The organism is Klebsiella sp. 28, assembly GCF_018223905.1.
Lineage (GTDB): Bacteria > Pseudomonadota > Gammaproteobacteria > Enterobacterales > Enterobacteriaceae > Klebsiella > Klebsiella pneumoniae.
Genome location: NZ_JAGRQY010000013.1, coordinates 25543 through 47902, shown reverse-complemented (window position 1 = coordinate 47902; position 22360 = coordinate 25543). Strand labels below are relative to the sequence as shown.

The window sequence follows — 22360 nt, the reverse complement described above, 5'->3', positions numbered from 1 at the left end:
GCCGGCAAAGCAATCGAGGCAGTGCGCGTCAACAATGGACGGCGCCAGCCAGTTAAAAAGGGTTTCGCGAACCCGGTCGGTGGTCGGCCGCAGGCCCGGGCTCTCCGGCACCGGTAATTTACGGCCGCGCCATTGCCCGCCGATGATGCGGATCTGGCCGCTGCCCGCGTGGTTTGGTTTTTTCATCTCTCTGCTCAAGTCTCAACTTCCAGCCTGCTATTCTAGCGATCGACGGCGGTTGACGAAACCTTAATCCGGGGGCGGTGCTGCGAGTTAAGTTAAGTGATAGACTATCCAACTAATTTCATCATTTTTTCAGCTTCTGATGAAGCTGCGCCATGAATAAACAGCGAGGAGTGTGGTCGCAAATGGCAAAAGAGAAAAAACGTGGCTTCTTTTCCTGGCTGGGCTTTGGACAGAAAGAACAGGCACAGGAAACCGAGACTGAGCAAAAAGTAGAAGAACAGCAAGCGGTTGCCGAAGAGATACCGGCGGTTGAAACCCCTGCTGAGCCGAGCGCGCCGAAAGCAGACCCGGAGGCGTTTGCCGAAGACGTCGTCGAAGTGACCGAGACGGTGGTCGAAAGCGAAAAAGCGCACCTCGCGGAGCCTGCCAGCGCGCAGGAAGAAGAGTGGGTGGAAACGCCTGCTCTGACCGAAGAAACGCCTGTTGTTGAACCGGAGCCCGCGGTCAGCGAACCGCCTGAACAGCCTGCGGTGGTTGAGCCGCTGGCGGAAGAGGTTATCGCCGAACCGGTGGTGGCGGAAGCCGTAGCAGAGCAGCCTGTGGAAGGCATCGTTGTCCAGCCGCAGGAGACAGAAGCGCCCGAAGAGGACGCGCCGTTAAGCGATGAAGAGCTGGAAGCGCAGGCGCTGGCGGCCGAAGCGGCAGAAGAGGCGGCGGTAGTGGTGCCGGCGCCCGAGGACGAGGCGCCGCTTGAAGCGCTGGCTCAGGAGCAGGAAAAACCGACAAAAGAAGGTTTCTTCGCCCGCCTCAAACGTAGCCTGCTGAAAACGAAGCAAAATCTCGGTTCCGGATTTATCAGCCTGTTCCGCGGTAAGAAGATCGACGATGATCTGTTTGAAGAGCTGGAAGAACAGCTGCTGATCGCCGACGTCGGGGTGGAAACCACCCGCAAGATCATTACCAACCTGACGGAAGGCGCCAGCCGTAAGCAGCTGCGCGATGCGGAAGCGCTGTACGGCCTGCTGAAAGAAGAGATGGGCGAGATTCTCGCCAAAGTAGACGAGCCGCTGAACGTTGAAGGCAAAACGCCATTTGTTATTCTGATGGTCGGCGTGAACGGTGTGGGGAAAACCACTACCATCGGCAAGCTGGCGCGTCAGTTTGAACAGCAGGGTAAGTCGGTGATGCTGGCGGCGGGGGATACCTTCCGTGCGGCGGCGGTGGAACAGCTGCAGGTCTGGGGCCAGCGTAATAATATCCCGGTGATCGCCCAGCACACCGGCGCCGACTCCGCCTCGGTGATTTTCGACGCCATTCAGGCGGCGAAGGCGCGCCATGTTGACGTACTGATTGCCGATACCGCCGGGCGTTTGCAGAATAAATCGCACCTGATGGAAGAGCTGAAGAAGATTGTCCGGGTAATGAAAAAGCTGGACGTCGACGCGCCGCACGAGGTGATGTTAACCATTGACGCCAGCACCGGGCAGAATGCTATTAGCCAGGCCAAACTGTTCCATGAAGCGGTAGGATTGACCGGGATCACCCTGACCAAGCTGGACGGCACCGCCAAAGGCGGCGTGATCTTCTCGGTGGCCGATCAGTTCGGCATTCCGATTCGCTATATTGGCGTCGGCGAGCGTATTGAGGATCTGCGTCCGTTTAATGCGGGCGACTTTATTGAGGCACTTTTTGCCCGAGAGGATTAAGAATGATTCGCTTTGAACAAGTCAGCAAAGCCTATCTCGGTGGGAGACAAGCGCTGCAGGGGGTGACCTTCCACCTGCAGCCGGGCGAGATGGCGTTTCTGACCGGCCATTCCGGCGCAGGGAAGAGTACCCTGCTGAAGCTTATCTGTGGTATCGAACGGCCCAGCGCCGGGAAAATCTTCTTCAGCGGTCATGAAATCAGCCGTCTGAAGAGCCGTGAGGTGCCGTTCCTGCGCCGCCAGATCGGTATGATTTTCCAGGACCACCATTTGCTGATGGATCGTACCGTGTATGACAACGTGGCGATCCCGCTGATTATCGCCGGCGCCAGCGGCGATGATATTCGTCGTCGCGTCTCGGCGGCGCTGGACAAGGTTGGCCTACTGGACAAAGCGAATAATTTTCCCATTCAGCTCTCCGGCGGTGAACAGCAGCGCGTGGGAATCGCTCGCGCGGTGGTCAACAAGCCGGCGGTGCTGCTGGCGGATGAACCGACCGGCAACCTCGACGAGGCGCTCTCGGAGGGGATTTTACGTCTGTTTGAAGAGTTTAACCGCGTCGGGGTGACGGTACTGATGGCCACGCACGATCTGGGGCTTATCTCCAGTCGTCCGTACCGCGTGCTGACGCTTAGCGACGGCCATCTGCATGGAGGCATTCGGGGTGAATAAGCGCGACGCAATGAACCAGATTCGCCAGTTCGGCAGCAAGTTCGATCGCCTGCGCAACGCCGCGGGCGGCGGCGGTGGCGGGCGCAATGCGCCAAAACGGCCGAAAGCGGCGCCTAACCCGGCCTCGCGTAAGAGCAACGTATTCAACGAGCAGGTGCGCTATGCCTGGCACGGCGCGCTGCAGGATCTAAAAAGCACGCCGCTGGCGACCTTCCTGACGGTCATGGTCATCGCCATTTCGTTGACCCTGCCAAGCGTCTGCTACATGGTCTACAAAAACGTCAGCAGCGCGGCGTCCCAGTATTATCCCTCGCCGCAGATCACCGTTTATCTGGAAAAAACGCTGGATGACGATGCCGCGGCGCGGGTGGTGGGCCAGCTGCAGGCGGAGCAGGGCGTCGACAAGGTGAATTATTTATCCCGCGATGAGGCGCTGGGGGAATTCCGTAACTGGTCTGGCTTTGGCGGCGCCCTGGATATGCTGGAGGAGAACCCGCTGCCGGCGGTCGCCATCGTGGTGCCGAAGCTGGATTTCCAGAGCACCGAGGCGCTGAATACCCTGCGCGATCGGGTAACGCGGATCCAGGGCGTCGATGAAGTGCGGATGGACGACAGCTGGTTTGCCCGTCTCTCCTCGCTCACCGGGCTGGTAGGACGCGTGTCGGCGATGATCGGCGTGCTGATGGTGGCGGCGGTGTTCCTGGTGATCGGCAACAGCGTGCGCCTGAGCATCTTCGCCCGCCGCGATACCATTAACGTTCAGAAGCTTATCGGCGCCACCGACGGCTTTATCCTGCGTCCGTTCCTCTACGGCGGAGCGATGCTGGGCTTTTCCGGCGCGTTTTTATCGCTGATCCTGTCGGAGATTCTGGTAATGCGCCTCTCGTCGGCGGTGACCGAAGTGGCGAAAGTCTTCGGCACCCAGTTTGAGCTGAGCGGCTTAGGCTTCGACGAGTGTCTGTTGATGTTGATCGTCTGCTCGATGATCGGGTGGGTAGCCGCCTGGCTGGCGACAGTGCAACATTTACGTCACTTTACTCCCGATTAATAAAAGCGTGATATAATCTTTCCCTGCTGCAATGAGTTCCTGTTCGCAGGGAAAGATACCGCAAGCTTGTTCCCCTTTTCCTGCCCTCACTTTTTCATCGTGGTGTCACATTTTGTGCGTAATTTATTCACACCGTTGCATGGAACTTGTGGATAAAATCACTGTCTGATACTAATGTGAGTGATATTCTCGTTGCTCATGAATGCTGGCATGCTTGTTGCCTGATGGGGACAAGAACGCGTCAGAAGATATCAATTGAGAGGATTTGAATGACCAAAGAAATGCAAACTTTAGCTTTAGCCCCCGTTGGTAACCTGGAATCGTACATCCGGGCCGCTAACACTTGGCCGATGCTGTCGGCTGATGAAGAGCGGGAGCTTGCTGAAAAGCTGCATTACCAGGGCGATCTGGAAGCAGCGAAAAAGCTGATTCTGTCTCACCTGCGCTTTGTTGTTCACATTGCTCGTAACTACTCGGGCTATGGCCTGCCGCAGGCGGATCTGATCCAGGAAGGCAATATCGGCCTGATGAAAGCCGTGCGTCGCTTCAACCCGGAAGTGGGTGTGCGCCTGGTCTCCTTCGCCGTGCACTGGATTAAAGCCGAAATTCACGAATACGTGCTGCGCAACTGGCGTATTGTGAAGGTCGCTACCACCAAAGCACAGCGTAAGCTGTTCTTTAACCTGCGTAAAACCAAACAGCGTTTGGGTTGGTTCAACCAGGATGAAGTGGAAATGGTGGCCCGTGAGCTGGGCGTGTCGAGCAAAGACGTCCGCGAGATGGAATCCCGTATGGCGGCCCAGGACATGACCTTCGACATGTCGTCCGACGATGAGTCCGACAGCCAGCCGATGGCGCCGGTCCTGTATCTGCAGGACAAAACGTCTAACTTTGCCGACGGCATCGAAGACGATAACTGGGAAGAGCAGGCGGCGAATAAGCTGACTGATGCGATGCAGGGCCTGGACGAGCGTAGCCAGGACATCATCCGCGCCCGCTGGCTGGACGAAGATAACAAGTCCACGCTGCAGGAACTGGCCGACCGCTACGGCGTCTCCGCAGAGCGCGTGCGTCAGCTGGAAAAGAACGCCATGAAAAAACTGCGTGCCGCTATCGAAGCCTGATACGCCACGCCTGCCTGATACCTGATATCAGGCTCCCCGATAACGCCCCGCCTCAGGTTGGGGCGTTTTGTTTTTCTGCGTCCTCCCGGAGCAGGAGCATCTGCGGGCAGTGCGTCTGCAGGCAGCCGAGTAAGACGCTGAACGCCGACGCCATCTGCTCTTCGGGCTGGCTGGCGAATCCCATCAGTAATCCTTTCTTGCGCGCCGCCGTCAGGTAGTAGCGCGACAGCGGCCGCACCAGAATGTGCCGCGCATTGGCCTCTCTGGCGATCGCCACATCGTCAGCCTCTGCGGGCAAATTGAGGATCAAATGCAGCCCGGCATTATCGCTGAAGTCAGACAGGGCGTACGGCATACAGTGCCGCTGGATAAGCTCAGTTAAAAAGGCCCGGCGACGGCTGTAGAGCAGCCGCATACGGCGGATATGGGCCGAATAGTGGCCGGCGGTAATAAACTCCGCCAGCGCCATCTGGATCAGCGAATGGCCGCCGCGGTAAAGCTCAGCATGGGCGTGCTTCAGGTCGCTGACCAGCGGCCGCGGGATCACCACGTAGCCCAGGCGCAGGCCGGGATAGAGCGTCTTGCTGAAGGTGCCGATATAGACCACCGGGGCGTCGGCGACCAGACCCTGCAGGGCGGGGATCGGCTGACCGGAAAAGCGAAACTCGCTGTCATAATCATCTTCGACGATCCAGCTCCCCTGCTGACGGGCGAGTGCCAGCAGGCGCTGGCGGCGCTCAAGGCTCATCACCGCGCCCAGCGGATACTGGTGGGAAGGCGTAACGAAGATCAGCCTCGGCGCATCGTCAACCGTCTCCGGCGGGCACAGGCCGTTGGCATCGACGGTCAGGGGCTCTGCCCGAACGTCGTTCATCGCCAGCACGTGGCGGATCCCCCAGTAGGAAGGCTCCTCCACCCACGCCAGATCGCCGTTATCACACAGCATGCGGGTGACCAGATCGATCGCCTGGTGGATCCCCTCGGTGATAAGAATTTGATCTGACTGACAGTGGACGCCGCGCGACACGCGCAGATAATCCACCAGCGCCTGCTGCAGTTCCGGGGTGCCGCCGTTGCAGCTATAGCTGAGCCGCTCCGGTTTGGGCCGACGGCTGATGCGGGCCTGGATCTTACTGAACAGCGGGTGGGGAAAGGCGTTAACGTCCGGCACGCCGGGTATAAACGCTCCCCACTGGCGCGGGCTGGCGCTGACCTGGCCGAGCAGATGCTGGCCTCGGCGTGAAAGATGCGCCGTCGGTGCTGCGATACTGCTGTTTTCTTGCTGACCTTTAGCCGTCAATGAGCTCTCAGGGGCGGTTTGGGCAACGAATGTTCCGCTTCCCCGACGGGAAACCACATATCCTTCCGCCAGCAATTGTTCATAAGTTGTTAATATGGTGTTTCTTGATACGCCAAGTTCGCCCGCCAGGTCCCGCGACGGCGGCAGACGGCTTTGCGGCGCCAGCGAACCGTCGAGGATCGCGCGGCGCAGCGCGTTATATAAGCGTTTGTGCAGAAGAGGATCCCGCTCTTCCTGCAGACGGACCAGCACCAGGTCACCCACCAGCGAACGCAATTGGATCCCTCAGATATTCAAAATTGGTACTCGATTATAGGGCCAACTCCTGTGTAAATAAACGACATCGTTTCTAATTTGTTGCGATAACGTGACATACACGACAGGAGATTCGCAGGTGAAAAGCTCAGAACTGAATCAACGTCGCCAGCAGGCGACGCCGCGCGGCGTAGGCGTAATGTGTAACTACTTTGTCGAGAAGGCGGAAAACGCCACGCTGTGGGATATCGAAGGCAATGAGGTGATCGATTTCGCCGCCGGGATCGCCGTGTTAAATACCGGTCACCGCCATCCGAAAGTGGTCGCCGCGGTAGCCGAGCAGCTGCAGGCGTTCACCCACACCGCCTATCAGATTGTGCCGTACGAAAGCTATGTTTCGCTGGCGGAGCGTATCAACGATCTGGCGCCAATTGACGGGCCGGCAAAAACGGCTTTCTTCACCACCGGCGCGGAAGCGGTCGAGAACGCGGTGAAAATCGCCCGCGCTTACACCGGTCGTCCGGGGCTGATTACCTTCGGCGGCGGTTTCCACGGCCGTACCTTTATGACCATGGCCCTCACCGGTAAGGTCGCGCCCTACAAAATCGGCTTCGGGCCGTTCCCGGGCTCGGTGTATCACGGCGTTTACCCCAATGCGGCGCATGGCGTGACCACCGCGGATGCGCTGAAAAGCCTGGAGCGCATTTTCAAAGCGGATATTGCGCCGGATCAGGTCGCGGCCATCATCCTCGAGCCGATCCAGGGGGAAGGCGGCTTTAACGTCGCGCCGGCCGATTTTATGCAGGCGCTGCGCGACCTGTGCGATACCCACGGCATTCTGCTGATCGCCGATGAAGTGCAAACCGGTTTCGCCCGTACCGGCAAGCTGTTCGCCATGCAGCACTATGAGGTGAAACCGGATCTGATGACGATGGCGAAAAGCCTCGCCGGCGGTTTCCCGCTGTCGGGCGTCGTTGGTCGCGCCGAAGTGATGGATGCGCCAGCGCCTGGCGGGCTGGGCGGAACCTATGCCGGTAACCCGCTGGCGGTGGCCGCGGCGCACGCGGTGCTGGATGTCATTGCCGAAGAGCAGCTGTGTCAGCGCGCTGAGCAGCTGGGTAGCCATCTGCAGGAAGTGCTCAACCAGGCGCGCGCTACCTGCCCGGCGATCGTTGATGTCCGCGGCCGGGGGTCGATGGTGGCAGTGGAGTTTAACGATCCGCAAACTGGCGAGCCGTCGCCGGAATTCACCCGCCAGGTGCAACAGAAAGCGCAGGAGAACGGCCTGCTGCTGCTGAGCTGTGGCGTCTACGGCAACGTGATCCGCTTCCTGTATCCGCTGACGATTCCGGATGCCCAGTTCTCGAAAGCGCTGGATATTCTGGCGCGCGTACTGAAGAGCTAACGTCTCCCCGGCGGGCTGCGGCGGCAGGGAAGCCGAACAGAAACAGGATGCCGCAGCCGGCTGTTTATGCTCAGCGTGAGTGGTTTATCACCCTGATATCACCTTTTTTCCGGCGGTGAAAACCGCCGGAGTAAAACGGAAAGTATTATGTCTGAAAACTCCACCTTTTCTCCCGTCCTCACCGGCCGGGAACGTACGGCTGTCCCTGCAAAATCTCTGAGCTTCATCGAAGGGGTATCGATGATTGTCGGTACCAATATCGGTGCGGGTGTCCTCTCTATCGCCTATGCGTCGAGCAAAGCGGGCTTCTTACCGCTGCTGTTCTGGCTGGTGCTGGTGGGCAGCCTGACCACGGTGACCATGCTCTATGTCGCGGAATCCACGCTGCGCACCCGTAAACATCTGCAGCTCAGTGGATTATCGAAGCGCTACGTCGGCGGCTTTGGCGCGCTGATGATGTTTCTCTCCGTCTGCGTCAATAGCGTCGGGGCATTGACGGCGTATATGACCGGCAGCGGTAAGCTGCTGCACTCCCTGTTTGGCATCTCGCCGGCGCTGGGCAGCGTGCTGTTTTTCGTTCCGGCGGCAGGGGTACTCTACCTGGGGCTGAAGGCGATCGGCCGCGGTGAGAAATTTATCAGCATCGGCATGGTGGTGATGATCTCGGTGCTGGTGATTGCCACGCTGTTGAAAGAGACCACCCGCGTCGGCTATCTGCTCGACGGCAACTGGCTGTATATGGTTCCGGTCTTCAACGTCGTGGCATTCTGCTTCTCGGCACAGTATATCGTGCCGGAGATGGCGCGGGGCTTCGCCGACAAACCGGAAAAACTGCCTAAAGCCATCATGGTCGGCATGGCGCTGACCTTTACCCTGCTGGCGCTGGTGCCGTTGTCGGTGATCTCGCTTAACGGTCTGGACAATATCTCGGATGTGGCCACCATCTCCTGGGGCCGGGCGCTTGGCGAATGGGCCTTCTTCTCAGCCAACCTGTTTGCGCTGTGCGCGATGCTGACCTCCTACTGGGGACTGGGCGGCAGCTTCCTGACCAATATCTTCGATCAGTTCCGCCTGGGGAATGACGAACAGCCCGCCCGGCGCCTGATGGTCCTGCTGGTGGTGGCGATCCCGCCGTTCGTACTGGCCTATAGCGGCATGGTCTCCTTCGTCAACGCGCTCTATTTTGCCGGGGTGTTCAGCGGCGTCATTTTATCGATTATGCCGATCCTGATGCTCAAGGGCGCCCGCCAGCGTGGCGATCTGACCCCGGGCTGGACTTGTCCGGCCTGGATGACCCATCCGCTTATCCAATGCTTCATTGTGTTGTTGTATCTTTGCAGCGCCGCCTACGCGATAGCATCCGCGGTGGGCTACCTACCCGCAGGCTGGTAATCAGGCTCTGTTTTGCACCGCGTCCGGTTCATGCTGGCGCGGTTTTTTTATTTGTCACTTATCTGTTACATAGCCCGCAATTTAGTCGTTTCAAATTCCTCAGAATGACGGTATGTTTAGCATAGTGTGCTGCAAAAGCGCGGGCAGTCCCCGGTTGATTAGCTATCATATGCTTTTCCTATCGGTATAAACAAAATAATGCGCTAATAAACAACATCACAACAAATGCAAAAACCATAATAATGGGGAGCCTCAGGATGAATATGAAGGGTAAAGCGTTACTGGCAGGATGTATTGCCTTAGTTATGAGCAGCGCGGCGCTGGCGGAAGATATCAAAATCGCGGTAGTCGGGGCGATGTCCGGCCCGGTGGCCCAGTACGGCGACCAGGAGTTTACCGGCGCAGAGCAGGCGGTAGCGGATATCAACGCTAAGGGCGGCATCAAGGGCAATAAGCTGCAGATCGTCAAATATGATGACGCTTGCGACCCGAAACAGGCGGTAGCGGTAGCCAACAAAGTGGTCAACGACGGCATCAAATACGTTATTGGTCACCTGTGTTCCTCTTCCACTCAGCCGGCGTCTGATATCTATGAAGACGAAGGCATTCTGATGATTACCCCGGCAGCGACTGCTCCGGAACTGACGGCGCGCGGCTATAAGCTGATCCTGCGCACCACCGGTCTGGACTCCGATCAGGGGCCAACCGCGGCGAAATACATTCTCGACAAAGTGAAGCCGCAGCGTATCGCAGTGGTACATGACAAACAGCAGTACGGCGAAGGTTTGGCCCGTGCGGTGCAGGATGGCCTGAAAAAAGGCGGGGCAAACGTGGTCTTCTTCGACGGGATCACCGCCGGTGAGAAAGATTTCTCCACCCTGGTGGCGCGCCTGAAGAAAGAGAATATCGATTTCGTCTACTACGGCGGCTATCACCCGGAAATGGGCCAGATCCTGCGTCAGGCGCGCGCCGCCGGTCTGAAAACCCAGTTTATGGGCCCGGAAGGCGTAGCGAACGTCTCCCTGTCTAACATCGCCGGCGAGTCGGCGGAAGGCCTGCTGGTAACCAAGCCGAAGAACTACGACCAGGTGCCGGCGAACAAACCGATCGTGGATGCGATCAAGGCGAAGAAACAGGATCCGAGCGGCGCTTTCGTGTGGACCACCTACGCGGCGCTGCAGTCGCTGCAGGCAGGTCTGAATCAGTCTGACGATCCGGCGGAAATCGCTAAATACCTGAAAGGCGCGACAGTAGACACCGTGATGGGCCCGCTGTCGTGGGATCAGAAAGGCGACCTGAAAGGCTTTGAGTTCGGGGTCTTTACCTGGCATGCGAACGGTACGGCGACCGACGCCAAATAATTTAACCGGCGCCTTTCACGCTGCAAATGCGTTGTCTGCGACCCTCAACCCCGGTAACTTACTAATGTAAGCTCCCGGGGATTTCGGGTCTTGACGCCTTTTTGCAACGCGAAATGCTGGGTTAAATGGGGGGCGCCTTTCCCACTGCAAATGCGTTGTCTGACCCCGGTCGCGCTGCGCTTACCGGGGCTACAGTCGCCAGGTAGCCCGGCTAAGCGAAGCGCCGCCGGGCTCTTCCTTGGTCATGCTCCGCTTATTGGGGCTACGGCTTAATGCTTTTCCCAACCATTCTGCTGGGCGCTAAAGCCGAGCGCCTGCATAAAGGCCGCCATCACGCCGCGGTCCTCCACCCCATGGTCGGCGACGCGCCAGCTATTGATCGCCGGGTTATCACGCAACGTCTCTTCCACTAAGTATTGCCCGACGCCGCGGCGGCGGGTCACTTCACGCACGCACAGATCGCTGAGCTCACCTTCGACGCCGCGCAGGGTAACGCGCACGGCGCCCAGCAGGCGCTCGTTAAAGCGGGCGGCGTAGAGACGATGGTTTTCATCAAGGGTCAGCGTCGACAGATCCTGCGACGGCCAGATTTTCCCCAGATCAATGCGATCCTGATCGCTGAAGTGCTGTAAACGGATAATGGTCAGTTTCATGGGCGGCAAATCCAGTGCAAAACAGAGGCGCCAGTGTACCCAAAATTGCTGTCTGGCGGAGCGCTGTTTTTTGCGCGTACATCAGGGGATTCGTTTTCCTGGCGTTGTCAGGGTAGCGCAATCCGTCATGGATCGAAAAATAAGCAGAATTTTAACCTAATGTGCAGCGTTTTATTCCGCCTTATGTATCGTTATTTTATGCTGCAGGATGGACTTTTTTTTGTTTATCTTCACCAAAATACAGAATATTATCTTTGCTTAATCGACTGAAAAATAGAGGTTTTAATCTGTTTTTTAGTGAAAAACTGCGCTAAACCATTAAACTCAATGGTAAAAATGGCGTTGTTTAATAAAAGCACAGAATGCTTTTTAACCATAAAAATACAAAACATTTACACCACATCACGAACGGGGTTCTGCAGCATGAAAAGGAACGCGAAAACCATCGTCGCGGGCATTGTCGCATTAGCGATGTCGCACGCGGCGATGGCCAAGGATATTAAGGTCGCCGTGGTCGGCGCGATGTCGGGTCCGGTGGCCCAGTGGGGCGACATGGAGTTCAATGGCGCGCGTCAGGCGATTAAAGACATCAACGCCAGCGGCGGCATTAAGGGCGACAAGCTGGTGGCCGTCGAATATGACGACGCCTGCGATCCGAAGCAAGCGGTCGCGGTGGCCAACAAAATCGTCAACGACGGCATTCAGTACGTTATCGGCCACCTGTGCTCCTCTTCCACCCAGCCGGCTTCCGATATCTATGAGGATGAAGGCATCCTGATGATCTCCCCGGGAGCGACCAACCCGGAGCTGACCCAGCGCGGCTATCAGTACATCATGCGTACCGCCGGCCTCGACTCCTCGCAGGGGCCGACCGCGGCGAAATATATCGTCGAGAAAGTGAAACCGCAGCGTATCGCCATCATTCATGACAAGCAGCAGTACGGCGAAGGGCTGGCGCGTTCGGTGCAGGACAACCTGAAGAAAGCCGGGGCCAACATCGTCTTCTTCGATGGCATCACCGCGGGGGAAAAAGATTTCTCCGCCCTGCTGGCGCGCCTGAAGAAAGAGAACATCGACTTCGTCTACTACGGCGGCTACTACCCGGAAATGGGCCAGATGCTGCGCCAGGCGCGCTCCGTCGGGTTGAAAACCGTGTTTATGGGGCCGGAAGGGGTCGGCAACGCCTCGCTGTCCAATATCGCGGGCGCCGCGGCGGAAGGCATGCTGGTGACAATGCCAAAACGCTACGATCAGGACCCTGCCAACAGCGCCATCGTCAACGCGCTGAAAGCGGAGAAGAAAGATCCGAGCGGACCGTACGTCTGGATCACCTATGCCGCCGTTCAGTCGCTGGCGCAGGCGATGGACAGAACCGGCAGCCAGCAGCCGCTGGATTTAATCAACGATTTGAAAGCGCACGGGGCGAAAACCGTGATTGGGCCGCTGACCTGGGATGAAAAAGGCGATCTGAAGGGATTTGAGTTTGGTGTCTTCCAGTGGCACGCCGACGGCTCTTCGAGCGCGGCGAAATAAGCGCTGAAGACGAGTTATCCCTCCGCCCGCGAACCGCGGGCGGTTTGAAAAAGGTTACCTTATGTCCGAGCAGTTTCTCTATTTTCTGCAGCAGATGTTTAACGGCGTCACGCTGGGCAGTACCTATGCGCTGATCGCCATCGGCTATACGATGGTGTACGGCATTATCGGCATGATCAACTTCGCCCACGGCGAGGTCTATATGATTGGCAGCTATGTCTCCTTCATGATCATCGCCGCGCTGATGATGATGGGCATTGACACTAGCTGGCTGCTGGTCGCCGCCGGATTCGTGGGCGCCATTGTGATTGCCAGCGCCTACGGCTGGAGCATTGAGCGCGTGGCCTATCGGCCGGTGCGTAACTCCAAGCGCCTGATTGCGCTGATCTCCGCCATCGGGATGTCTATCTTCCTGCAGAACTACGTCAGCCTGACCCAGGGCTCCCGCGACGTGGCGCTGCCGAGCTTGTTTAACGGCCAGTGGGTCGTCGGCCACAGCGACAGCTTCTCCGCGACGATCACCACCATGCAACTGGTGATCTGGGTGGTGACCTTTATCGCCATGCTGGCCCTGACGCTGTTTATTCGCTACTCGCGGATGGGGCGCGCCTGCCGCGCCTGCGCGGAAGATCTGAAAATGGCCAGCCTGCTCGGGATTAACACCGACCGCGTCATTGCCCTGACCTTTGTCATCGGCGCAGCGATGGCGGCGGTGGCCGGCGTGCTGCTGGGGCAGTTCTACGGCGTGATTAACCCCTACATCGGCTTTATGGCCGGGATGAAGGCGTTCACCGCCGCCGTGCTCGGCGGGATCGGCAGCATCCCTGGCGCGATGATCGGCGGCCTGATCCTGGGTATTGCCGAGGCGCTCTCTTCCGCCTATCTCAGCACCGAATATAAGGACGTCGTTTCCTTCGCGCTGCTGATTCTGGTGCTGTTAGTGATGCCGACCGGCATTCTGGGCCGCCCGGAGGTGGAAAAAGTATGAAACCGATGCAAATTGCAATGGCGCTGCTCTCTGCCGTGATGTTCTTCATTCTGGCGGGCGTCTTTATGGGCGTGCAGCTGGAGCTGAACGGCACCAAACTGGTGGTCGATACCGCCGCCGATATTCGCTGGCAGTGGATCTTCATCGGTACCGCGGTGGTCTTTTTCTTCCAGCTGCTGCGGCCGCTGTTCCAGAAAGCGGTTAAGAACGTCTCCGGGCCGAAATTTATTATGCCGGCGATTGACGGGTCGACGGTGAAGCAGAAGCTGTTCCTGATAGCCCTGCTGGTGATTGCCGTGGCCTGGCCGTTTATGGTGTCGCGCGGCACGGTGGATATCGCCACCCTGACGATGATCTATATCATCCTCGGCCTCGGGTTGAACGTGGTGGTCGGCCTTTCCGGCCTGCTGGTGCTGGGCTACGGCGGGTTCTATGCCATCGGCGCGTATACCTTTGCGCTGCTGAACCACTATTACGGTCTCGGCTTCTGGACCTGTCTCCCGCTGGCCGGCCTGGTCTCCGCGGCGGCCGGTTTCCTGCTGGGCTTCCCGGTATTGCGTTTGCGCGGAGACTACCTGGCGATTGTGACCTTAGGCTTCGGCGAGATCGTGCGCATTCTGCTGCTCAACAATACCGAGATCACCGGCGGGCCGAACGGCATCAGCCAGATCCCGAAACCGACCTTCTTTGGCCTCGAATTTAGCCGCAGCGCCCGCGAAGGCGGCTGGGATACCTTCAGCAACTTCTTCGGCGTCAAATACGATCCCTCCGACCGGGTGATTTTCCTCTACCTGGTGGCGTTGCTGCTGGTAGTGCTCAGCCTGTTCGTCATCAACCGCCTGCTGCGAATGCCGCTGGGCCGGGCGTGGGAAGCGCTGCGTGAAGATGAGATCGCCTGTCGTTCGCTGGGCCTGAGCCCGACGCGCATCAAGCTGACCGCCTTTACCATCAGCGCCGCGTTTGCTGGCTTCGCCGGCACGCTGTTCGCCGCGCGCCAGGGCTTCGTCAGCCCGGAATCCTTTACCTTCGCCGAGTCAGCCTTTGTGCTGGCGATCGTCGTGCTGGGCGGGATGGGCTCGCAGTTCGCGGTGATCCTCGCGGCTATTCTGCTGGTGGTCTCGCGCGAGTTGATGCGTGACTTCAACGAATACAGCATGTTAATGCTCGGCGGCCTGATGGTGCTGATGATGATCTGGCGTCCGCAGGGGCTTCTGCCAATGACGCGCGTGCAGTTGAAGCTGAAAAACGGTCAGGCGAAAGGAGAGCAGGCATGAGTCAGCCATTATTATCCGTTAGCGGCCTGATGATGCGTTTCGGCGGTCTGCTGGCCGTCAACAATGTGTCGCTGGAGCTCAGAGAGCGCGAGATCGTCTCGCTGATCGGCCCCAACGGCGCCGGGAAGACCACCGTCTTTAACTGCCTGACCGGTTTTTACAAGCCCACCGGCGGCACTATTCTGCTGCGCGACCAGCACCTGGAAGGGCTGCCGGGTCAGCAGATTGCGCGGATGGGCGTGGTGCGGACCTTCCAGCACGTGCGCCTGTTCCGCGAAATGACGGTGATTGAAAACCTGCTGGTGGCGCAGCATCAGCAGCTGAAAACCGGGCTCTTCTCCGGCCTGCTGAAAACGCCGGCCTTCCGTCGGGCGCAGAGCGAAGCGCTGGACAGGGCCGCCACCTGGCTGGAGCGCATCGGCCTGCTGGAGCATGCCAACCGTCAGGCCAGCAACCTGGCCTACGGCGACCAGCGTCGGCTGGAGATTGCCCGCTGCATGGTGACCCAGCCGGAAATTCTGATGCTCGATGAACCGGCGGCGGGGCTAAACCCGAAAGAGACCAAAGAGCTGGACGAGCTTATCGCCGAGCTGCGTAACCATCACAACACCACCATCCTGCTTATCGAACACGATATGAAGCTGGTGATGGGCATTTCCGATCGCATCTACGTCGTGAACCAGGGAACACCGCTGGCCAACGGGACGCCGGAAGAGATTCGTAATAACCCGGACGTGATCCGCGCATACCTTGGTGAGGCATAAGATGGAAAACGCGATGTTAACTTTTGACAACGTCAGCGCCCACTACGGCAAGATTCAGGCGCTGCACAACGTCAGCCTGCATATCAAACAGGGCGAGATCGTCACGCTTATCGGCGCCAACGGCGCGGGGAAAACCACCCTACTTGGTACGCTGTGCGGCGATCCGCGGGCTTCCAGCGGGCGCATTGTCTTTGACGGTAAGGATATTACCGACTGGCAAACCGCGAAGATCATGCGCGAGGCGGTGGCGATCGTTCCGGAAGGGCGGCGCGTCTTTTCGCGTATGACGGTGGAAGAGAACCTGGCGATGGGCGGTTTTTTTGCCGACCGCGATCAGTTCCAGACCCGCATCAAATGGGTGTATGAGCTGTTCCCGCGTCTGCATGAACGCCGTATTCAGCGCGCCGGCACCATGTCCGGCGGCGAGCAGCAGATGCTGGCGATCGGTCGCGCCCTGATGAGCCAACCGCGCCTGCTGCTGCTGGATGAACCGTCGCTGGGGCTGGCGCCGATTATCATTCAGCAGATTTTCGACACCATCGAGCAGCTGCGCGAGCAAGGGATGACGATCTTCCTGGTTGAGCAGAACGCCAACCAGGCGCTGAAGCTGGCCGACCGCGGCTATGTGCTGGAGAACGGCCACGTGGTGCTGGAGGACACCGGCGACGCGCTGTTGGCCAACGAGGCGGTGCGCAGCGCCTATCTCGGCGGTTAATTCATCGCAACCCGGCGTCGTTCACTTCGCCGGTTTGTAGCCCGGGCGAGGCGCTTGCGCCGACCCCGGGAGCCGATCGCACGAATACATTTAAAAGAGCCTGTTGGCTCTTTTTTTGTACATGTATGTTGTACAATAAAAGAGTACAGCTTTGGAGGTTTTTATGAGAACGGTTAACTATAGCGAAGCCCGGCAAAATCTGGCCGATGTGCTGGAAAGCGCAGTGACAGGTGTACCTGTGACCATTACCCGTCGTGGGCATAAATCTGCAGTCATCATTAGTGCAGAAGAGTTTGAACGCTACCAGGCGGCCAGAATGGATGATGAGTTCGCGGCTATCATGGCGGTTCATGGTGATGAGATCAGGGAGCTTGCGGATAAATGACGCTGCAGATTATCTCAGCGGAAGAGATAATACAGTTTCACGACAGGCTGCTCCGCGTCACGCCTGGCGTTGCCGGTATGCCCGATCCGGGGCGTGCCGAAGCGATAATGTATAGGGTGCTAAACAAAATTGAATATGAAGGTGTGACAGACGTGTGGCGACTCGCTGCGATGCATCTGCTGGCGATTTCTCGCGGTCATATATTTAATGATGGTAATAAGCGTACGGCACTGTTTATCACCCTGCTTTTTTTAAAGCGAAATGGAATTATATTGCCAGCGAATCCAGACTTCGTCGGCATGACCGTCGAGGCAGCAGCAGGGCAACTTACCCTGGAACAGATTGTCGCGCGTTTGCGTGGATGACGGTTAACTCGTTGCAACCCGGCGGCTTCGCCGGTTTGTAGCCCGGGCGAGGCGCTTGCGCCGACCCCGGGAGCCGACCGCACGAATATTATCCGTGTCTCAGCTCCCACTTTACTTCCCCCGTCCTTTCATCGGCTTGTCATCTCTCTGACCCGTTACTATCTTTTTTTTGTAATAAAAAAGTTATTTTTCTGTAATTCGAACATGTCATGTTACCCCGCGAGCATAAAACGCGTGAAATCGCGCATCCGGCACAACAAGAGAGATAACCGATGATATCGTTACGACATACAGCTTTAGGACTGGCGCTGAGCCTGGCTTTTGCCGGTCAGGCCCTGGCGGTTACCACCATCCCATTCTGGCACTCAATGGAAGGCGAGCTGGGTAAAGAAGTGGATTCTCTGGCGCAACGCTTTAACGCGGCCAATCCTGATTACAAAATCGTTCCGGTATACAAAGGCAACTACGAGCAGAGCCTGAGCGCCGGTATCGCCGCCTTCCGTACCGGCAACGCGCCGGCTATCCTGCAGGTGTATGAAGTCGGCACCGCCACCATGATGGCGTCAAAAGCCATTAAGCCGGTCTACCAGGTGTTTAGCGAGGCGGGCATCAAGTTTGATGAATCGCAGTTCGTACCGACGGTGGCCGGGTATTACACCGATTCGAAAACCGGCCATCTGCTCTCCCAGCCGTTTAACAGCTCTACCCCGGTGCTCTACTACAACAAAGACGCCTTCAAAAAAGCCGGCTTAGATCCGGAGCAGCCGCCGAAGACCTGGCAGGATCTGGCGGCCTACACCGCGAAGCTGAAAGCCGCCGGGATGAAGTGCGGCTACGCCAGCGGCTGGCAGGGCTGGATCCAGATTGAAAACTTCAGCGCCTGGCACGGTCTGCCGGTGGCCACGAAGAATAACGGCTTCGACGGTACCGACGCGGTTCTTGAGTTCAACAAGCCGGAGCAGGTGAAGCATATCGCGCTGCTCGAAGAGATGAACAAGAAGGGCGATTTCAGCTACTTCGGGCGTAAAGACGAGTCTACCGAAAAGTTCTATAACGGCGACTGCGCCATTACCACTGCCTCGTCCGGCTCGCTGGCCGATATCCGCCAGTACGCCAAATTTAACTACGGCGTCGGCATGATGCCTTACGATGCCGACGTGAAAGGCGCGCCGCAGAACGCCATCATCGGCGGGGCCAGCCTGTGGGTGATGCAGGGCAAAGACAAAGAGACCTACACCGGCGTGGCGAAGTTCCTCGACTTCCTGACCAAACCGGAAAACGCCGCCGAGTGGCACCAGAAAACCGGCTACCTGCCGATCACTACCGCGGCCTACGATCTGACGCGTCAGCAGGGCTTCTATGATAAGAACCCGGGCGCCGATATCGCTACCCGCCAGATGCTGAACAAGCCGCCGTTGCCGTTCACCAAAGGTCTGCGCCTGGGCAACATGCCGCAAATCCGCACCATCGTCGATGAAGAGCTGGAGAGCGTGTGGACCGGCAAGAAAACCCCGCAGCAGGCGCTGGATTCCGCCGTGCAGCGCGGGAACCAGCTGCTGCGTCGCTTCGAGCAAGCGACCAAATCGTAATCTGTAACTTGCCCGGTGGCGCTGCGCTTACCGGGCCTACGATGTGCCCTATGTAGGCCGGGTAAGGCGTAGCCGCCACCCGGCATTGTTCAGGAACCCAATCTCAATGTCATCATCCCGTCCGGTATTCCGCTCGCGCTGGCTGCCCTATGTGCTGGTCGCGCCGCAGCTGATTATCACGTTGATTTTCTTTATCTGGCCCGCAGGCGAAGCGCTGTGGTACTCGCTGCAGAGCGTCGATCCCTTTGGCCTTTCCAGCCAGTTCGTCGGCCTGGATAACTTCGTTGCGCTGTTCCACGATCCGTACTACCTGGACTCGTTCTGGACCACCATAAAATTTAGCGCCCTGGTGACCGTCAGCGGCCTGCTCATTTCGCTGTTTTTCGCCGCGCTGGTCGACTATGTGGTGCGCGGCAGCCGCTTTTATCAAACGCTGATGCTGCTGCCGTACGCCGTGGCCCCCGCCGTCGCGGCGGTGCTGTGGATCTTCCTCTTTAACCCCGGGCGCGGGCTGATCACCCATTTCCTCGGCGAGCTGGGCTATGACTGGAACCATGCGCAGAACAGCGGCCAGGCGATGTTTCTGGTGGTCTTCGCCTCGGTGTGGAAGCAGATAAGCTACAACTTCCTGTTCTTCTTCGCCGCGCTGCAGTCGATTCCGCGTTCGCTGGTTGAGGCCGCCGCCATCGACGGCGCCGGGCCGATTCGTTGCTTCTTTAAGCTGGCGCTGCCGCTGATTGCGCCGGTGAGTTTCTTCCTGCTGGTGGTCAACCTGGTTTATGCCTTCTTCGACACCTTCCCGGTGATCGATGCCGCCACCGCTGGCGGCCCGGTGCAGGCGACCACCACTCTGATCTACAAAATCTATCGCGAAGGTTTCGCCGGGCTCGATCTATCCGCTTCCGCCGCGCAGTCGGTGGTGCTGATGTTCCTCGTCATTATCCTGACGGTGGTGCAGTTCCGTTACGTTGAAAGTAAGGTGCGTTACCAATGATTGAGAACCGTCGCGGGCTGACGATTTTCAGCCACACGATGCTGATCCTGGGTATCGCCGTCATTTTATTCCCGCTGTACGTCGCCTTCGTGGCGGCGACGCTGGATAACAAATCGGTATTTGAAACGCCGATGACGCTGATCCCCGGCGGACATCTGCTGGAGAACATGAAGACCATCTGGGTGAACGGCGTCGGCGTCAACAGCGCGCCGTTCTGGCTGATGATGCTCAACAGTTTCATCATGGCGTTCGCCATTACGGTCGGCAAAATCGTGGTGTCGATGCTTTCGGCGTTCGCTATCGTCTGGTTCCGCTTTCCGCTGCGTAACCTGTTCTTCTGGATGATCTTTATCACCCTGATGCTGCCGGTCGAGGTGCGTATTTTCCCGACGGTGGAGGTGATCGCCAACCTCAACATGCTCGACAGCTATGCCGGGTTAACGCTGCCGTTGATGGCTTCGGCCACCGCTACCTTCCTGTTCCGCCAGTTCTTTATGACCCTGCCGGACGAGCTGATTGAAGCGGCGCGTATCGATGGCGCTTCGCCGATGCGCTTCTTTCGCGACATCGTGCTGCCGCTGTCGAAAACCAACCTCGCCGCGCTGTTCGTCATCACCTTTATCTACGGCTGGAACCAGTATCTGTGGCCGTTGCTGATTATTCAGGATGTGAATCTTGGCACCGCCGTCGCCGGTATTAAAGGCATGATCGCCACCGGCGAAGGTACTACCCAGTGGAATCAGGTGATGGCGGCGATGCTGCTGACCCTGATCCCGCCGGTCGTCATCGTTTTAGCCATGCAGCGCGCGTTTGTGCGCGGCCTGGTCGATAGTGAGAAATAAAATGGCTGGTTTAAAACTACAGGCAGTAAGCAAAAGCTGGGATGGCAAAACCCAGGTAATTCAACCGCTGACGCTGGACGTGGCGGACGGGGAATTTATCGTCATGGTCGGCCCGTCGGGCTGCGGGAAATCAACGCTGCTGCGGATGGTCGCCGGACTTGAACGGGTGACCAGCGGCGATATCTGGATCGATCGTAAACGGGTGACCGAGATGGAGCCGAAGGATCGCGGCATCGCGATGGTGTTCCAGAACTATGCCCTTTATCCGCATATGAGCGTGGAAGAGAACATGGCGTGGGGGCTGAAGATTCGCGGCATGGGTAAGGGATTGATCGCCGAGCGGGTGCAGGAGGCGGCGCGCATTCTTGAGCTGGATGGTCTGCTCAAGCGCCGCCCGCGGGAACTGTCCGGCGGCCAGCGCCAGCGCGTGGCGATGGGCCGCGCCATCGTGCGTGACCCGGCGGTATTCCTCTTCGACGAACCGTTGTCAAACCTCGACGCCAAGCTGCGCGTGCAGATGCGTCTGGAATTGCAGCAGCTGCATCGCCGCCTGAAAACCACCTCGCTGTACGTCACCCATGACCAGGTGGAGGCGATGACCCTCGCCCAGCGGGTGATGGTGATGAACAAAGGCGTTGCCGAGCAGATCGGCACCCCGGTGGAAGTGTATGAGAAGCCAGCCAGCCGTTTTGTGGCGAGCTTTATCGGCAGCCCGGCCATGAACCTGCTGGAAGGGCGCATCAGCGATGACGGCGGTCGCTTTGAGCTGGCGGGCGGCATGCAGCTGCCGACGAATCATGAGCACCGGCGCCACGCTGGGCGTAAAATGACGCTCGGTATCCGTCCGGAGCATTTTATCTTAAGCTCACAGGCGCAAGGCGGCATTCCGCTGCTGATGGACACCCTGGAAATTTTAGGTGCCGATAACCTCGCTCACGGGCGCTGGGGCGAACAGAAGCTGGTGGTCAGACTGCCGCACCAGCAGCGCCCGGCGGCAGGCAGCACGCTATGGCTGCATCTGCCTTTGGAACATCTGCACCTCTTTGATGGTGAAACAGGACAACGCGCATGAGTAACTGGCCTTATCCCCGCATCGTCGCCCATCGCGGCGGCGGTAAACTGGCGCCGGAGAACACCCTGGCGGCTATCGACGTCGGCGCCCGCTACGGGCACACGATGATTGAATTTGACGCCAAGCTGTCGAAGGACGGGCAGATCTTTCTGCTGCATGACGATAATCTCGAACGCACCAGCAATGGCTGGGGCGTGGCGGGCGAGCTGGCGTGGGACGATCTGCTGAAGGTCGATGCCGGTAGCTGGTTCAGCCGTGAATTTAAGGGCGAGCCGCTGCCGTTGCTCTCCCAGGTGGCGGAGCGCTGCCGTCGTCACGGCATGATGGCGAATATCGAAATTAAGCCGACCACCGGGCTGGGGCCGCAGACCGGCAGAGTGGTGGCGCTGGCCGCGCGCGATCTATGGCAAGGCATGACCGCGCCGCTGCTCTCCTCTTTTGAAATCGACGCCCTGGAGGCGGCGCAGGAAGCCGCGCCCGAGCTGCCGCGCGGGCTGCTGCTGGATGAGTGGCGCGATGACTGGCGCGAATTGACCACCCGGTTGGGCTGCGTGTCGATTCACCTCAATCACAAACTGCTGGATGCGGCGCGGGTGGCGAGCCTGAAACAGGCCGGCCTGCACATTCTGGTGTACACGGTCAATAAACCCCAGCGCGCCGCCGAACTGCTGTGCTGGGGCGTAGACTGCATCTGCACCGATGCCATTGATGTCATCGGGCCGAATTTCCAGCCTTAAG

At 58.5% G+C, this 22360-nt stretch carries 22 protein-coding genes; 19 read left to right on the top strand and 3 right to left on the bottom strand.

Features of this window, described 5'->3' with window-relative positions:
• Nucleotides 1–186, bottom strand: a 186-nt coding sequence (locus tag KHQ28_RS02590; protein WP_211777562.1) for an RsmD family RNA methyltransferase, incomplete at its 3' end; no start/stop codon positions are given.
• Between the two features lie 182 nt (nt 187–368).
• On the opposite strand from KHQ28_RS02590, the gene ftsY reads away from it, so the two are divergent.
• The 4 genes from ftsY to rpoH all read left to right on the top strand — a co-directional run bounded on the left by ftsY (nt 369) and on the right by rpoH (nt 4735).
• The gene (gene ftsY, locus KHQ28_RS02585; protein ID WP_004173992.1) at nt 369–1892 is read left to right on the top strand and encodes a signal recognition particle-docking protein FtsY; all 1524 of its coding nucleotides are present in this window, start codon (nt 369–371) and stop codon (nt 1890–1892) included.
• A gap of 2 nt (nt 1893–1894) precedes the next feature.
• Complete coding sequence (gene ftsE, locus KHQ28_RS02580; protein ID WP_032418301.1) at nt 1895–2563, top strand: cell division ATP-binding protein FtsE; 669 nt, start codon at nt 1895–1897, stop codon at nt 2561–2563.
• Entirely contained in the window at nt 2556–3611 is a 1056-nt protein-coding gene (gene ftsX / locus KHQ28_RS02575) for a permease-like cell division protein FtsX (RefSeq protein WP_004173994.1), read from the top strand. Before ftsE ends, ftsX begins: the two co-directional genes overlap by 8 nt.
• Before the next feature lie 269 nt (nt 3612–3880).
• Nucleotides 3881–4735, top strand: a complete 855-nt coding sequence (gene rpoH, locus KHQ28_RS02570; RefSeq protein ID WP_002920815.1) for an RNA polymerase sigma factor RpoH — start codon at nt 3881–3883, stop codon at nt 4733–4735.
• A gap of 52 nt (nt 4736–4787) precedes the next feature.
• On the opposite strand, the gene KHQ28_RS02565 is transcribed toward rpoH, so the two are convergent.
• On the bottom strand, nt 4788–6311 hold the full coding sequence (locus tag KHQ28_RS02565; protein ID WP_004181476.1) for a PLP-dependent aminotransferase family protein: 1524 nt from the start codon (nt 6309–6311) through the stop codon (nt 4788–4790).
• Between the two features lie 118 nt (nt 6312–6429).
• Between KHQ28_RS02565 and KHQ28_RS02560 the strand changes: the two genes are divergently transcribed.
• The 3 genes from KHQ28_RS02560 (at nt 6430) to livJ (ending at nt 10448) form a co-directional block, all read left to right on the top strand.
• A complete protein-coding gene (locus KHQ28_RS02560) occupies nt 6430–7695 on the top strand; it encodes a 4-aminobutyrate--2-oxoglutarate transaminase (RefSeq protein WP_004188289.1) in 1266 nt (421 codons plus the stop codon).
• Between the two features lie 147 nt (nt 7696–7842).
• Nucleotides 7843–9087 carry an aromatic amino acid transport family protein gene (locus tag KHQ28_RS02555; RefSeq protein ID WP_032104698.1) on the top strand — a complete coding sequence of 415 codons (1245 nt, stop codon included), beginning with the start codon at nt 7843–7845 and terminating at the stop codon, nt 9085–9087.
• A 257-nt stretch (nt 9088–9344) separates the two neighbouring features.
• Nucleotides 9345–10448 (top strand): branched chain amino acid ABC transporter substrate-binding protein LivJ, encoded by a 1104-nt coding sequence (gene livJ, locus KHQ28_RS02550; protein ID WP_002920812.1) that lies wholly within the window; start codon nt 9345–9347, stop codon nt 10446–10448.
• Between the two features lie 269 nt (nt 10449–10717).
• On the opposite strand, the gene panM is transcribed toward livJ, so the two are convergent.
• Nucleotides 10718–11101 (bottom strand): aspartate 1-decarboxylase autocleavage activator PanM, encoded by a 384-nt coding sequence (panM, locus tag KHQ28_RS02545; protein WP_002920810.1) that lies wholly within the window; start codon nt 11099–11101, stop codon nt 10718–10720.
• Between the two features lie 423 nt (nt 11102–11524).
• Here panM and livK point away from each other — a divergent pair, with 423 nt between their 5' ends.
• The 12 genes from livK (at nt 11525) to ugpQ (ending at nt 22359) form a co-directional block, all read left to right on the top strand.
• Entirely contained in the window at nt 11525–12634 is a 1110-nt protein-coding gene (gene livK / locus KHQ28_RS02540; RefSeq protein WP_004150079.1) for a high-affinity branched-chain amino acid ABC transporter substrate-binding protein LivK, read from the top strand.
• A gap of 61 nt (nt 12635–12695) precedes the next feature.
• Complete coding sequence (gene livH / locus KHQ28_RS02535; RefSeq protein WP_002920807.1) at nt 12696–13622, top strand: high-affinity branched-chain amino acid ABC transporter permease LivH; 927 nt, start codon at nt 12696–12698, stop codon at nt 13620–13622.
• Complete coding sequence (livM, locus tag KHQ28_RS02530; RefSeq protein ID WP_004174005.1) at nt 13619–14896, top strand: branched chain amino acid ABC transporter permease LivM; 1278 nt, start codon at nt 13619–13621, stop codon at nt 14894–14896. The genes livH and livM overlap by 4 nt, the downstream gene beginning before the upstream one ends.
• Complete coding sequence (gene livG / locus KHQ28_RS02525) at nt 14893–15660, top strand: high-affinity branched-chain amino acid ABC transporter ATP-binding protein LivG (RefSeq protein ID WP_002920803.1); 768 nt, start codon at nt 14893–14895, stop codon at nt 15658–15660. Before livM ends, livG begins: the two co-directional genes overlap by 4 nt.
• A 1-nt stretch (nt 15661) precedes the next feature.
• The gene (gene livF, locus KHQ28_RS02520; protein ID WP_004145133.1) at nt 15662–16375 is read left to right on the top strand and encodes a high-affinity branched-chain amino acid ABC transporter ATP-binding protein LivF; all 714 of its coding nucleotides are present in this window, start codon (nt 15662–15664) and stop codon (nt 16373–16375) included.
• Nucleotides 16376–16538: 163 nt separating this feature from the next.
• Nucleotides 16539–16760: a type II toxin-antitoxin system Phd/YefM family antitoxin gene (locus KHQ28_RS02515; RefSeq protein WP_004174006.1), complete on the top strand. Its 222-nt coding sequence runs from the start codon at nt 16539–16541 to the stop codon at nt 16758–16760.
• Nucleotides 16757–17125 (top strand): type II toxin-antitoxin system death-on-curing family toxin, encoded by a 369-nt coding sequence (locus KHQ28_RS02510; RefSeq protein ID WP_002920800.1) that lies wholly within the window; start codon nt 16757–16759, stop codon nt 17123–17125. The genes KHQ28_RS02515 and KHQ28_RS02510 overlap by 4 nt, the downstream gene beginning before the upstream one ends.
• 272 nt (nt 17126–17397) lie before the next feature.
• On the top strand, nt 17398–18714 hold the full coding sequence (gene ugpB / locus KHQ28_RS02505; protein ID WP_004174008.1) for a sn-glycerol-3-phosphate ABC transporter substrate-binding protein UgpB: 1317 nt from the start codon (nt 17398–17400) through the stop codon (nt 18712–18714).
• Nucleotides 18715–18820: 106 nt separating this feature from the next.
• Entirely contained in the window at nt 18821–19708 is an 888-nt protein-coding gene (gene ugpA / locus KHQ28_RS02500; protein ID WP_032418302.1) for a sn-glycerol-3-phosphate ABC transporter permease UgpA, read from the top strand.
• Nucleotides 19705–20550, top strand: coding sequence for a sn-glycerol-3-phosphate ABC transporter permease UgpE (ugpE, locus tag KHQ28_RS02495; RefSeq protein ID WP_004145129.1), 846 nt, complete (start codon nt 19705–19707; stop codon nt 20548–20550). The genes ugpA and ugpE overlap by 4 nt, the downstream gene beginning before the upstream one ends.
• 1 nt (nt 20551) lies before the next feature.
• Entirely contained in the window at nt 20552–21622 is a 1071-nt protein-coding gene (locus tag KHQ28_RS02490) for a sn-glycerol-3-phosphate import ATP-binding protein UgpC (protein WP_004150074.1), read from the top strand.
• Entirely contained in the window at nt 21619–22359 is a 741-nt protein-coding gene (ugpQ, locus tag KHQ28_RS02485; RefSeq protein ID WP_019704661.1) for a glycerophosphodiester phosphodiesterase, read from the top strand. The genes KHQ28_RS02490 and ugpQ overlap by 4 nt, the downstream gene beginning before the upstream one ends.
• Nucleotide 22360 lies beyond the last annotated feature (1 nt).